The organism is Ardenticatenales bacterium (assembly GCA_020634515.1).
Taxonomy (GTDB): domain Bacteria; phylum Chloroflexota; class Anaerolineae; order Promineifilales; family Promineifilaceae; genus JAGVTM01.
Genome location: JACKBL010000006.1, coordinates 50,693 through 63,074 on the forward strand (window position 1 = coordinate 50,693; position 12,382 = coordinate 63,074).

Annotated in this window: 12 protein-coding genes; 3 read left to right on the forward strand and 9 right to left on the reverse strand. The window is 59.0% G+C overall.

Features of this window, described 5'->3' with window-relative positions; genetic code table 11:
- Window positions 1-31 precede the first annotated feature (31 nt).
- From H6650_16125 to H6650_16140, 4 genes are all read right to left on the reverse strand, one after another.
- The gene (locus tag H6650_16125) at window positions 32-829 is read right to left on the reverse strand and encodes an enoyl-CoA hydratase/isomerase family protein (protein MCB8953534.1); all 798 of its coding nucleotides are present in this window, start codon (window positions 827-829) and stop codon (window positions 32-34) included.
- A gap of 310 nt (window positions 830-1,139) precedes the next feature.
- Entirely contained in the window at window positions 1,140-2,966 is a 1,827-nt protein-coding gene (locus H6650_16130) for an ATP-dependent metallopeptidase FtsH/Yme1/Tma family protein (protein MCB8953535.1), read from the reverse strand.
- Window positions 2,967-3,044: 78 nt separating this feature from the next.
- Window positions 3,045-3,995, reverse strand: coding sequence for a lipoyl synthase (gene lipA / locus H6650_16135; protein ID MCB8953536.1), 951 nt, complete (start codon window positions 3,993-3,995; stop codon window positions 3,045-3,047).
- A 146-nt stretch (window positions 3,996-4,141) separates the two neighbouring features.
- Complete coding sequence (locus H6650_16140) at window positions 4,142-4,693, reverse strand: hypothetical protein (GenBank protein ID MCB8953537.1); 552 nt, start codon at window positions 4,691-4,693, stop codon at window positions 4,142-4,144.
- 84 nt (window positions 4,694-4,777) lie between these two features.
- Here H6650_16140 and murJ point away from each other — a divergent pair, with 84 nt between their 5' ends.
- Together murJ and recA are read left to right on the forward strand one after the other, a co-directional pair.
- Window positions 4,778-6,304 (forward strand): murein biosynthesis integral membrane protein MurJ, encoded by a 1,527-nt coding sequence (murJ, locus tag H6650_16145; GenBank protein ID MCB8953538.1) that lies wholly within the window; start codon window positions 4,778-4,780, stop codon window positions 6,302-6,304.
- 260 nt (window positions 6,305-6,564) lie between these two features.
- Window positions 6,565-7,623, forward strand: a complete 1,059-nt coding sequence (gene recA, locus H6650_16150; GenBank protein ID MCB8953539.1) for a recombinase RecA — start codon at window positions 6,565-6,567, stop codon at window positions 7,621-7,623.
- A 200-nt stretch (window positions 7,624-7,823) separates the two neighbouring features.
- On the opposite strand, the gene H6650_16155 is transcribed toward recA, so the two are convergent.
- Window positions 7,824-9,080, reverse strand: coding sequence for a PQQ-dependent sugar dehydrogenase (locus H6650_16155; GenBank protein MCB8953540.1), 1,257 nt, complete (start codon window positions 9,078-9,080; stop codon window positions 7,824-7,826).
- 421 nt (window positions 9,081-9,501) lie between these two features.
- On the opposite strand from H6650_16155, the gene H6650_16160 reads away from it, so the two are divergent.
- Entirely contained in the window at window positions 9,502-10,647 is a 1,146-nt protein-coding gene (locus tag H6650_16160; GenBank protein ID MCB8953541.1) for a PQQ-binding-like beta-propeller repeat protein, read from the forward strand.
- On the opposite strand, the gene H6650_16165 is transcribed toward H6650_16160, so the two are convergent.
- From H6650_16165 to H6650_16180, 4 genes are all read right to left on the reverse strand, one after another.
- On the reverse strand, window positions 10,644-10,895 hold the full coding sequence (locus tag H6650_16165; protein ID MCB8953542.1) for a hypothetical protein: 252 nt from the start codon (window positions 10,893-10,895) through the stop codon (window positions 10,644-10,646). The two genes, H6650_16160 and H6650_16165, sit on opposite strands and share 4 nt — an antisense overlap.
- Before the next feature lie 203 nt (window positions 10,896-11,098).
- Window positions 11,099-11,368 (reverse strand): nucleotidyltransferase domain-containing protein, encoded by a 270-nt coding sequence (locus H6650_16170; GenBank protein ID MCB8953543.1) that lies wholly within the window; start codon window positions 11,366-11,368, stop codon window positions 11,099-11,101.
- Between the two features lie 69 nt (window positions 11,369-11,437).
- Window positions 11,438-11,797, reverse strand: coding sequence for a hypothetical protein (locus H6650_16175; protein MCB8953544.1), 360 nt, complete (start codon window positions 11,795-11,797; stop codon window positions 11,438-11,440).
- Window positions 11,798-11,864: 67 nt separating this feature from the next.
- Window positions 11,865-12,239: a DUF423 domain-containing protein gene (locus tag H6650_16180; GenBank protein MCB8953545.1), complete on the reverse strand. Its 375-nt coding sequence runs from the start codon at window positions 12,237-12,239 to the stop codon at window positions 11,865-11,867.
- Window positions 12,240-12,382 lie beyond the last annotated feature (143 nt).

Sequence of the window (12,382 nt, forward strand, 5' to 3'; positions counted from 1 at the left end):
CAATCTGGGCAGATGACCTGTATAGTCACGACTATTTTACAGTTTCCGAGCTTTGCTGCCATGCAGGCGGTCGCTTTTGCAGAAATGCGCTCATGCCCTCACGCCCCTCGCTGCTGGCGCGTCGCTGGGCAATAAGGTTTGTCGTGTAGTCGCGCATGGCGGCGGGGGGCTGTCCGGCAACCTGGCGCACCAGGGTCTTGGCCGTCGCCTGCGCACCGGGGGCGGCCTGCAAGTATTCGGTCACGCGATGGGCGACGAGGGCGTCCAGTTCCGCCTCATCGGTGGCTAGGTGATGGATGAGGCCGATGTGCCGGGCGTGGGCGGCGTCGAAGCGTTCGCCGCTGAGGAATAGTTCGCGGGCGTGACCCGGGCCGATTTTAGCGACGACGAATGGGGAGATAACTGCCGGCACAATTCCCAACCGCGCTTCACTAAAGGCAAACTTGGCCCGCGCGACCGCCGCCACGCTGTCGCAGCAACTCACCAGCCCGGCTCCACCGCCAATGGCCGCCCCATTGATCCGGCCAATCACCGGGGCAGGACAATCGTTCACCGCCAGCATCAAGTCGAAGATGGCCTCCCCGTCCGCTACGTTTTCCGCAAAAGTGAAGTCCGCCGCCGCCCGCATGAAAGTCACGTCCGCCCCCGCGCAAAAAGAGCGCCCGCTGCCCGTGAGCACAATGACCCGCGCCGGGGACGAACCCGCTATCTCCCGAAACAAATCCGTCAATTCCGCAATCATTTGTGGGTTAAATGCATTGTGGCTCTGGGGACGATTCAGTATCACCGTCATCACCTGCCCGGCCGTTTGCACGGCAATCGTTTCCATAAAACCTCCCAATTCACATTCGGGTGAATCCGTGCCTGTTTTCGTGATGCACTATCGCCGTTCCGCATCGTGGCGTGATAGCCCGCGGCGCCAAAAGCGTCATGCGCCGCCCCATTATCTCCTACTTCGCCGTAAACAAAAACCCTCCACGGCAGCTCGCTGCCGGGAGGGTTTGCATACCAACATGGTAACTACCACTGTCTGGAGATTGAACCAGTTTCACGAGAAAATGGGTCCAACCTGGCTAAGGGCGCATCCGTTGATCGAGAGTCCTTAGCCGTTACCTGACATGCTGATCAGACGGAATCGGCTAGGCGTTCATGAGGTTTTCAAACGTGAGGCGATCCAACGTTTCTATGTCCAGAAGCGTGTGCGCCAACCGCACCATTTTGTCTCGATGCTCCTCAATGATTCCCTTGGCGCGCGCATAGCCGCGATCCAAAATATCTCGGACTTCTTGATCAATCGCCCGCGCCGCTTCCTCGCTGTAATCTCGCCCGTAGGTCATGTCGCGTCCCAGGAAGATGTTCCCGGTCTGGTCGCCGTAGGTGCGCAGACCCAACTCCGAACTCATGCCATAGCGCATGATCATGTCGCGGGCAACCTCGGTTGCCTTGCGTAAATCGCTGGATGCGCCCGTCGTCAGGCGATTGAAGAACACTTCCTCGGCGGCGCGACCGCCTAGCGTGACGGCGATCTGGTCCTCGAAGTATTCGCGTGTTTTCACTATGCTTTCCTCAGGAAGCGGCATCATGTAGCCGCCTGCCTGCCCACGAGGGATGATCGTGATTTTCTGTACGGTGTCCGCATTGGGCAGGAAGAAGCTGACAATGGCGTGCCCGGCCTCATGATAGGCAACCGTTTCCTTGTCGGCGTCGCTGATGACGCGGCTTTTCCGTTCCGGTCCCATCACCACGCGGTCGAAGGCATCCTGGAAATCTTTGGCGTCAATCTGGCGTTTGTTTTGGCGCGCGGCGAAAATGGCCGCCTCGTTCACCAGATTCTCCAGGTCCGCGCCGGCAAAGCCGACGCTCAGGCGGGCGATGTCATTGAAGTCCACGTCGGAGGCGATTGGCTTGCCGCGCGCGTGGACCTTCAAGATCTCCTCTCGTCCTTTGATGTCGGGCAGGTCTACGATAACCTTGCGGTCGAAGCGACCAGGACGCAGCAGGGCTGGGTCAAGGACGTCAGGGCGGTTGGTGGCCGCAATGACGATGATGTTGGTTTCGTTGGAAAACCCATCCATTTCCACCAGAATCTGGTTCAACGTTTGCTCGCGTTCGTCATGGCCGCCGCCGAGTCCCGCGCCGCGCTGCCGTCCCACGGCGTCGATTTCGTCTACGAAGACAATAGACGGGGCGTTTTCTTTGGCCTTGTTAAACAGGTCGCGCACGCGGCTGGCCCCGACGCCGACGAACATTTCCACAAATTCGGAGCCGGAAATGTGGAAGAAGGGGACGCCTGCTTCGCCGGCGATGGCCCGCGCCAGCAGCGTCTTGCCTGTTCCGGGATGGCCGACCATCAACAGGCCCTTGGGGATACGCGCTCCGACCTGGATGAATTTCTCCGGCTCTTTCAGAAACTGGACGATCTCGCGCACTTCCTCTTTGGCCTCGTCTACGCCGGCCACGTCATCAAACGTGACGGTGGGGCGGTCGCCTTCGTTGATGTTGCGCGCGCGGCTGCGGCCAAACCCGAAGATGTTATTACCACCCCCTTGCATTTGGCGGAGGCCACGGGAGAAAATCCAGATCAAGAGGATGATGGGGCCAACGGAAAAGAGGATGCTGAAGAAGGTGGTTCGCCCCGAAGCGTCGTTGATGTAGATGGGCGCGGAGCCAATAATAGCGGTATCGACGCCACTGGCCTGGAGTTGTTGGAAAATGTCTGCGCCTTCATCCTTGACGGAAGCGTATGTGCTGCCATTCTTGAGGATGACGGTGAGGCGGTTGCCGCTGACGGTGAGGCGTTCGACCGATTGGTCTTCTACGTAGGCGACGACTTCGGAAAACGGGATGACTTCGTTGGTGTTCAATCCGCCGCTGAAAATAATTTGCGCGCCCAAGATGAGCAGAATGGCGGTAACGATCCAGACCCAGGGAGGGATAGTAGATCGGTTGTTTTGTTGTTCGTCCATGTCTTTCCTATGAAATGAACCTTTTTGGAAGCTCGCTTACAGGTTGGAGTTGTGCATTATCGCAGCTTCCAGGAAGGTTTAGGCGGTTTGCTCTCTGGCGGCCATGTATGCTTTGTAGATGGGGGAGAGGGCAGCGACTTGTTGTTCGGCGCGGTAGCTGCTGCGTACGAGCGCGCCGCTTTCAACCCATTTGAAGCCGAGTTCGTATCCTTTTTGGCTCAGGGTCTCGAATTCTGCCGGCATATAATACCGTTCAACAGGCAAATGTTTCTTACTTGGTTGCAGGTACTGGCCGATAGTGAGGATGTCCACACCGCAGTCGGCCAGGTCCGCCATCACCGTCACCACTTCGTCCAGAGATTCCCCCAATCCCACCATAATGCCACTTTTGGTGAGGACATCCGGTTCCATCTGTTTGGCCTGACGCAGCGTGGTCAGCGCCCATTCATAATGGTCTTGGGGCTGCACCTTCTTGAAAAGCCGCGGCACCGTTTCGACGTTATGGTTCAGAATTTCGGGACGGGTATCCATCACGATTTTGAGCGCAGCGGCGGAGCCTTTGAAATCCGGGATAAGCACCTCAATGGTGCAGCCGGGCTGGAGTTCACGGATGCGCTGAATGACGAGAGCGAAAATAGGCGCGCCGCCATCTTCCCGCTCATCCCGATTCACGGAAGTGATGACAACATGGCGCAAATTCATCGCCTTTACCGCCTGGGCCACGCGCTCGGGTTCGTTCCAGTCCAGCGGGGCGGGGCGACCCGTTTTGATGTCGCAGAAGCCGCAACTGCGCGTACAGGTGTCGCCCATGATGAGGAAGGTGGCGGTTCCCGCCCCCCAGCATTCGCCAATGTTGGGGCAGCGTGCCTCTTCGCAGACGGTGTGTAATTGCTTGCTGCGCATGAGGTGTTTCAGGTTTTGGTAACTTTCGCCACTGGGCACGCGCACGCGAATCCACTCCGGTCGGCGGCGTGGTTTTTGCGATTCACTTACTTCAATTTCGTTGACGTCTATCAGAGACATCGGCATTTTCCTTGCGCTATGTGGAGTTCGTGAAAATGGAATGTTACGGTGCATTGTACGCGGAAAAGAAAGGGGTGACAACCGCTGTCAACGGCGGTGGCGAGTTTCATACGCTTTTCTAACTCGTCGGTTACAACTCGCGCGTCGGGCGCTCAGGCTGTCATGAACGGTTCCTCATCATCTACGGCAAAATGCCGCCGGTTGAGCCGTTCCACCAGGTCTTGCGCTGCCGTTGGCGCGAGGGCGCGGCCAAAACGGACGGGGCGCACGCCATATTCGAAGGCAATGGCTTTTTCTTCGGCATCGTAGCGCAGGGGGGTGACGTGTTTCATGTCATAGACATCGGTTACACCCAGGAGGGAAACGGGACGGCGCACAATGAATTCTTGCGCATTGATGAAGAGGATTTCGCGGGAGGCGGCGTAGTACTGCCAGTAGCGCCAGAGCCAGCGGCGGGCGAACCAGACCCAGACGGCGAGCCAGAGCAGTAGGAGGATGCGCCACACCCAGATGAACAGGGCGCGGACTTCGAAATTGAACGGGTTGCTGAGAAGCCCCGCGAGGATGATGCCAAACATGCCGGTCCAGACGAGCATGAGGATGGTGTAGATGAGGAAGAGGAGCCAATTGCGTTCTGCCGGCATTACAACCTTCTGCCACTCTGGTTTTTCTTCAATCGTCACTTGTTGATCGCTTAATGTCATAAACCACTCCGGTGGGTGTTAACCGTGGTTAGTGGACGCCGGTTACTCGTCGCGTGCCACGCCTCCGTGTTACAATCCGCGCCCATGAATCGTGCGCGCCATCTTTTCCAGTCCAGCCTTATTGTTATCATCTTTTTTGCCGCTGGCAAGCTCATGGGGTTGGTTCGCGCCCAGTTCGTTGGGCGCGCTTTCGGCACCAGCCCGGCTTTTGACGCCTTCACCGCCGCCAACCAGCTTCCCGAAGTATTCGTCACCCTGATCGCGGGCGGGGCGCTGGCGGCGGCCTTCATACCCGTCTACTCCGCCCACCTCACCGACGAGAAGCAAAAGGAAGCAGCCCAGTTGGCAAACGCCACGCTGACGCTGGTGCTGCTCCTTCTCGGCAGTATTTCGGCATTGGGCATCCTTTTTGCCCCGTTTTTGGTGCGCGTCTGGCTTGTTCCCAGCTACTCACCGGCGCAGCAGGCGCTGACGGCTTCGTTGATGCGCATTATTCTGGTGCAGACGACGTTGTTTGGCGTCAGCGGCGTCCTTAGCAGTCTGCTTAACGCGCATCAGCATTTTGCGCTGCCGGCATTAGCCCCGATTGCCCTGGACATTGGCTACCTCGTTGGCGTCTTCTTCTTCGTCCCCCGCATGGGCATCCATGGTCTCGCCTGGGGGACCGTCATTGGCGGCTTCCTGCACATTCTCATCCAGGTTCCCGCCCTTATCCGCTACCGGTTTCGTTTCCGTCCTTTACTGGGCTTTCATCTGGCGGGGCTGCGCGAAATTGTGCGCCTGATGGGGCCACGTATCGTCACTTTGGGGACCGTGCAGTTCGCCGACCTCTTCATTATTCGCATCACGTCTGGCCTGCCTTCTGGCAGCACGTCCGGCTATTTCTACGGCTACTATTTGCAGCAGCTACCGGAAACATTGCTGGGTACGGCCATTGCTATTGTCGTTTTCCCCACGTTGGCGGAGTTATTCAACGCCGGTGACATAGAAGGGCTGAAGCGCACGGCCATTTCTGCCTTGAGTGTTATCTGGACGCTGACGATTCCGGCGGCGGCGCTGCTGGTGCTGTTGGGCGAGCCGGCCATCGCGGTGTTCTTCCAGCGCGGCGCGTTTGATGCGGCCTCAACGCGGCTGGTGTACAGCATTCTCATCTATTTTAGCGTGCGCGTGGTCAGCGAGGCCAGCCTGGAGATTTTGGCGCGCCTCTTTTTTGCGCAGCACAACACGTTGATCCCCATGCTGGCGGCGTTAGGCTGGTTGGGGGTGAGTCTCCTGCTGTTCCGAATACTGGTGCAGCCGCTGGGGGTGGCGGGGCTGGCTTTGGCGAGTACGGTGGCGTTCACGTTGCAATCGTTGGCCCTGTATCTGCTCAATCGCTGGCGATTGGGTGGGTTGTATGAGCGGGAGCTGTTGGTGAGTGGGGGACGGGCGCTACTGGCGACGGGGGGCATGGCGCTGGTTATTTTGGCGGTACAACGCTGGGTGTCGTCGCCGTTGCTGCTGGTGGTGGGGGGAGGAAGTGCCGGCATTTTCGCGTATGCCCTGCTCAATATCCTCCTCGGTGGACGGGAACTGCCCCAACTATGGCGGCTCGCGCGCCAGCGTACCTGATTGATTGCCCGCGAAGTTTTGAACAACCGTTCATTATCTTAAAATCGGTCTTGACACCCCCTTTTGCCACGGTATAATAGCACATATGTTCAAAGTTTCTGATGCAAAAGGGAAGGCTAAACACGGAGACTGGCGTGTTGCGGAACAGTTACCCACATTCATCCTGACCAATTCGTTGCTCCCCCCAATGACGCTTTCCTGACAGAGTACTGGAAGCCAACCTTTTCCCCCATACCAACCGCACAAGGAGAACAATCCTCATGGCTAAAGCAAACGGTCGTGAAGACACGTTAGGTCGCACCCTGGAATCCCTTACCAAACGCTTCGGCGAAGGTATCATCATGCGCCTGGGCGATGCCCAACATCTCAACGTGGAAGCCGTCCCCACCGGCTCTCTTTCCCTGGACATAGCCCTCGGCGTCGGCGGTGTGCCCCGCGGCCGCGTCATCGAAATCTACGGCCCGGAATCATCGGGCAAGACCACCCTCTGCCAGCACGTCATCGCCGAAGCGCAGAAGATGGGAGGCGTATGCGCCTTTATTGACATGGAGCACGCGCTCGATCCCAGCTACGCGGCCAAATGCGGCGTAGACGTGAACAACCTCTACGTCTCCCAACCGGATACGGGCGAACAGGCGCTGGAGATCGCCGAAGCGCTCATTCGCTCCGGTACGATGGACGTGGTTGTAATTGACTCCGTGGCCGCGTTGGTGCCGCGCGCGGAAATCGAGGGCGAGATGGGCGACTCGCACGTTGGCTTGCAAGCCCGCCTTATGTCCCAGGCGCTGCGCAAAATGTCCGGCGTGATCAAGCAAACGAACACGGTCGTTATCTTCACCAACCAGCTACGCATGAAAATTGGCGTCATGTTTGGCAACCCGGAAACCACCAGCGGCGGCAACGCGCTCAAGTTCTACGCTTCGGTGCGCCTGGACATTCGCCGCATTGAGGCCATCAAGTCGAAGACGGAAATCATCGGCAACCGCACCCGCGTCAAGGTGAAAAAGAACAAGGTCGCGCCCCCGTTCACGGAGTGCGAATTCGACATCATGTACAACGAAGGCATTTCCAAGACGGGCGACGTACTGGACCTGGCGGTGCAGTATGGCCTGGTGGACAAACGGGGGGCGTACTTCCGCTACGGGGATACGCTCCTCGGTCAGGGGCGGGAAAACGCCAAAACCTTTCTGTCGGAAAATCCGGCCTTTATTTACGAGCTGGAGAGCCTTATTCGACAGAATGTGGGCATTGCCAGCTACAGCCTCGATGATGACAGCAATGGCTACTACGAAGAGGCCGACTTGCCCGTGGGCGACTAACACGACAACGAAATTCCCGGCAGGCAACTGTTAAGGACTGACGATGCAATAAAGCACGGCATTGCATTGTCAGTTTGCAGGAAAGGTAAGGAATCAACTTCTTTCCGTTCCTAAGTAAACGTTCAAAAACAACTTAGTGATTTGCAGATTGGTTCAATCTGTGAGATTGAACCAATCTCCGTGAGGTTAATTTCCGTCCTTTAGGGGCGTACGGCGCGGACCAGCCGGAACACTTTGCCGCTGGACCCTGCCGGCCCCAATGCTTGCGTCGTCAGGGCGTAGAGGGAGAGGTTGGCGTCCTGGCCGAATGCCAGAAGATAGCTGTATGGGTTCAGGTCCGGGCTACCCGCGCCGACGGTGAGTGGGGAGCGGACCCATTCGCCCGTGGCCGTGGGCACGCCGGTGAACAGCCGCAGGCGCCCTTGCGCGTCATATTCCCAATCGCCAAAGACGTAGCGCCCCACTAATGCCGGCACATCCTGGCCACGATAGACGAACCCCCCAATAACCGAGCGCCCGACGCTGCGGTCGTATGCCATGATGGGGTCCAGCAGCGGCTCCCCGGTCGCGCCGGTGCTGGCGCAACTCGCCAACGGCGCATCCGCATTCGCCACATCGAAGCAGGTGTACCCTTCGCGGATGCGCCAGCCATAATTGCCGCCCAGCGTTACCTGATTGATCTCCTCATACAGATTTTGCCCCACGTCGGCCACAAGCAAACCATACGCGCCACCGGCATCAAAGGAAAAGCGATATGGATTGCGAAAGCCATACGCGAAAATGAGCGGGTCGCCGCCGCCGCCGCCAAAGGGATTGTCCCAGGGTATGCTGTACGGATGCTGTGGCGCGGGATGGATGACGTCCAGGCGCAGGATTTTGCCCAGCAACGTGTAGAGGCTTTGGCCGTTGCCGGCATCTTCATGCCCGATGCCGCTATCATTTTGCGCCCCACCATCTCCCAGACCCAGATAGAGATAGCCATCCGGTCCAAAGGCCACCTGCCCCCCATTGTGGTTGAACTGAGGCTCTGGAATCTCCAGGATAACTTGCTCCGAAAACAGGTCGGCGCGGTTAACGTCGTCCGCCATCATGCGGAAGGCGGAGAGGCGTCCCGTATGATCGTAATCGGATGGCGTCGCCTCGTTGCGCGGCGCGCTGTAATAAACGTAAAACAACCCCGCGCCATCGCTTCCGGGCGTGGCAAAATCGGGATGGAGGGCAAAACCAAGCAGCCCGCGCTCATCATACCCCGGTTCCAGCGCTACTATGCGCGCGCGTAGGTCCAGCAGCGGTTGCGGCAGCAGCGTCCCGTCGGGAGACAGCACGCGAATCAGGCCGATCTGGTCGGCAATGAACAACCGCCCGCTGCCGTCGCGCGGTTCGGCCAGGTCAACGGGCGCGGTGAAGCCCTCGGCGACCAGTTCCAGGTTAACGAACAGTTGCGCCGGCGCGGGCAAGGTGGGCGTGGGGGACGGCGTGGGCGCGGGCGTGAAGGTGGGCAGAGGCGTGGGGGTGGCGGTGGGGGCGTCCGTGGGGATGGCGCCGGGCGAGGGGGGGATGGTTGGCGGTGGGGGCGGGCGTGTGCCGGCATCCTGGCGCACCGTGGGTAGTGGGGATGGCGTGGGCGTGGGGGGCGCCGACCCGCAGGCCACCAGGAAGTAAAGCGCGATTAGAAGAAGAAAGTAGCGTTTCATGGGCATTTGTTAGTGGTTGCCGTCAGTCGCGGCGGGACTAATTTCCACTTGTCGTGACTGTTTCCGGACATATACTGACGTTGTTCTTGTCGCCGTGCGCCAATCTATTGCCGTGATACCCGAACGATGCGGTCGCTGCCATGTCCGTGGCGCGGAAATGGGTCAATGATATGGAGGTTCTGTCATGTTTAAGCAAAAGGTAACGATTTTGGGGCTAAAAGGCAAATGGTTGTTGGTTTTGGGGATATTGTTGCCGGCATTTTTGCTGATTGCCGGCATTCTTCTCAACACCCTGTACCTTCGCCTGAATCCGCCCTGGGAGTTGGCCGTAGCCCGGCACGACATCAGCGCCCCCGCCGCCGGCCTCTCCCTGCTCTGGTCGCGCGACGACGTGTACATGGTGCGCAGCGAGGCCGGCATCGAACTGTTCAGCGACGGGCGGGACCTGTACTTCCTGGGCAGCACCAGCCCCCACCGTCCGGAGACCATCGTCAAGCTAGATGGTGCGACGGGCGACGTGCTGTGGGGCGACCGCACGCGCTTCTTCTTGCTGCCGCCGCCCAACCTGCTTGCCGGCAGCGACGGGCGCGTCTACGTGGGTTACGAGGGCTTCCAGCGGTTGGACCCGGAGGTAGACCAGCGTCTGGGCGCCGGGCGCGTGACGGCGTATGATGCGCGGGATGGTCATTCCTTGTGGACGCAGACCATCCCCGGAGCCAGGGAGATCATCACCATGAACCTGGATGGTCCGGCCTTGAGCGTCAATGGCTCCACGTCGGACCGTTATTTTTTGTTGGATCAGGTCACGGGGGCCGTGCTGAGTACGGAGATCAAGGAAGTGGGCATTGGCTATACGCTGTTCACGCGGGAAAACTGGCGTTATACGCGGGATACGGCGCGATCATTGCGGGTGACGGACCTGCGCACGGGGGAGCGCCTGTGGGGGCGGGCGTTCCCGCTCGATTGTCTCTATCAACCGCCGTTTGCCGCCGGGCAGGTGATGTTGGTGCGTACGGGGGACGGGCGGCAGAGTGGGCTGCTATATGGACTGGATGTGGCGGATGGCGGGGTGCTGTGGCAGTATGAAACGGCGCGCACGGTTGCCAGCAACGTGGCGTACAACGGCGATCTGGCGTATTTCCTGAATGCGCGGGCGGAGCTGGTGGCGGTGGATGCGGTGACGGGGGCGGTGCGGGAGGTGATGGGATTTATGCCGGCATCTCTCGCCGACGCCGCCAATCGCAGTTTTCAAGTCGCCGCCGCCGGGGACCTGGTATTCGTCTACTTCGGCGATAGTCGCCAGTTGTTCGCCTTTCGTGTAGTCAACTAACCGAGGGTCTGCAAGTACATCAGCAGGGTCGCTTTGAACGCCTCAAAAACCGTTTGGACACTTCGTACACCTTCCGCCATCCGATTCCAGTCCAATTGGAAGCTGTAGCTGTAGAAAACAACATGTCGGAAGCGACGGTAAGGCGATAGTGTTGCTGCCAACCTGTCATCGAACAGTTGAGGGAGGCCTGGATAAGGGCTTGCGAAACGTTGAAATAATTCAACGTGCCAGGTCGCGCCTTGAGGCAGGGGAACGCCATGGAACAGGCTGATCCGCTTCAAGATATTTTCCACGCCGTTGTAAAACTGAGCCAGAAAAGCCGAGGCCGCCGTTACCTCACGTGTGGTTGGTACTCTATTCGCCAGGTCTTGCTGTAGGGAAAGAAGCTCCTCGATGATGATGGCGATAGCTTCTAACTCAATGGCGATTTCCTCCCGAAGTTCGCCTGGGGTCATATCAGTACTTTACCTTCTCTTTCAATGAGTCGCGTCAGTCGGTTGGGTGGGCTTAACGGGATCAGATCGAGCGGTATCTGTAATTCTTCCTCCAGGCGCGCCCCTAAAATGTACAGCTGCCAGCCGGCCACCCCATCGCAAGCCAGGTCAAGGTCCCGTGCCTGTCGCGGGTCAGTCGCGGCGCTGCCGAACAGAATGAGGCGACTCACGCCAAATGCGCGGGCGATTTCAATTGTCCGCTCAATTTGCTCTTGTTGGATAGCCATACATCACCCTTGTTGGATAATCCAAGATACACTCGGAATGACAACGAGCAAGGTGGCAACTTGGGTCATCTAATACGACCCGACGGACGGATCAACTTGCCGCGCATACGCATCAATGCCGCCGGTCAGGTTGAGGACGTTGGTCCACCCTTGCTGCTGTAGCCACGTGGTCACCTGGGCGCTGCGGTTGCCGTGGTGGCAGATGACGACGATTTCCGCCGTTTTGTCGTTGACGACGGATGCCGGCAATGCCTGAATGCCCAACGCCGCCAGCCGACTGAGCGGGGCCAGTTCCACGCCGTCGCCCAGACTCGCGTAACGGAGTTCCATCGGTTCGCGCACATCCAGCAGCACGAGCGCGTCGCCTGCCGCGCGCCGCCGCGCCAGTTCAGGGGGAGTAATTTGGGGGATGCGATTGAAAAATCTCATAATGTGTTAAGTGGGGTGAGGGGGTGGGGGCGAAAGCACGCGCAGACTCGCCGCTCGCCAACGTGCTCTAGCCGCGCCAGGCGGCCAGGAGGAGGCAGAGCCAACCGGAGAGGAAGGCCACGCCGCCGATGGGGGTGATGGCGCCCAGCCAGCGGATTCCGGTAAGGCTGAGTGCGTAAAGGGTGCCGGAGAAGATGAGAATGCCGGCAAAAAGCAGCCACCCCGATCCGTTCACCAACCCACCCGGCCAGCGCGTACTCGCCCAGGCCACCCCCAACAGCGCCAGCGCATGAATCATGTGGTAACGAACAGCGGTGTCGTAGATGGCCCCCAGGTCCGGGTTCTTATCAAAATACGGCCCAAGCGCGTGCGAGCCAAACGCCCCGGCGGCCACCGCCAGAAACATCAACCCCGCGCCCAGCATGACAAATGTTTTCTCCATGTTTTTCCTTCGCAAAGGCAACTACAAGAGATTGGTTCATTCTCAAAGAATGAACCAATCTACGTTTCCCGGTAGTATAGCCAGAAGCGCGCCGTTGGGCGAGTTGCGCGCAAGCTGAGAAAATCGTGAACCTTTGCCCGGGG

Excerpts from the sequence above, each read along its gene's own strand:
- H6650_16125 (MCB8953534.1), bottom strand. The coding sequence starts at position 829 with ATGGAAACGATTGCCGTGCAAACGGCCGGGCAGGTGATGACGGTGATA.
- murJ (MCB8953538.1), top strand. The coding sequence starts at position 4,778 with ATGAATCGTGCGCGCCATCTTTTCCAGTCCAGCCTTATTGTTATCATC.
- H6650_16180 (MCB8953545.1), bottom strand. The coding sequence starts at position 12,239 with ATGGAGAAAACATTTGTCATGCTGGGCGCGGGGTTGATGTTTCTGGCG.
- H6650_16130 (MCB8953535.1), bottom strand. The coding sequence starts at position 2,966 with ATGGACGAACAACAAAACAACCGATCTACTATCCCTCCCTGGGTCTGG.
- H6650_16140 (MCB8953537.1), bottom strand. The coding sequence starts at position 4,693 with ATGACATTAAGCGATCAACAAGTGACGATTGAAGAAAAACCAGAGTGG.
- H6650_16175 (MCB8953544.1), bottom strand. The coding sequence starts at position 11,797 with ATGAGATTTTTCAATCGCATCCCCCAAATTACTCCCCCTGAACTGGCG.
- H6650_16170 (MCB8953543.1), bottom strand. The coding sequence starts at position 11,368 with ATGGCTATCCAACAAGAGCAAATTGAGCGGACAATTGAAATCGCCCGC.
- H6650_16160 (MCB8953541.1), top strand. The coding sequence starts at position 9,502 with ATGTTTAAGCAAAAGGTAACGATTTTGGGGCTAAAAGGCAAATGGTTG.
- recA (MCB8953539.1), top strand. The coding sequence starts at position 6,565 with ATGGCTAAAGCAAACGGTCGTGAAGACACGTTAGGTCGCACCCTGGAA.
- lipA (MCB8953536.1), bottom strand. The coding sequence starts at position 3,995 with ATGCCGATGTCTCTGATAGACGTCAACGAAATTGAAGTAAGTGAATCG.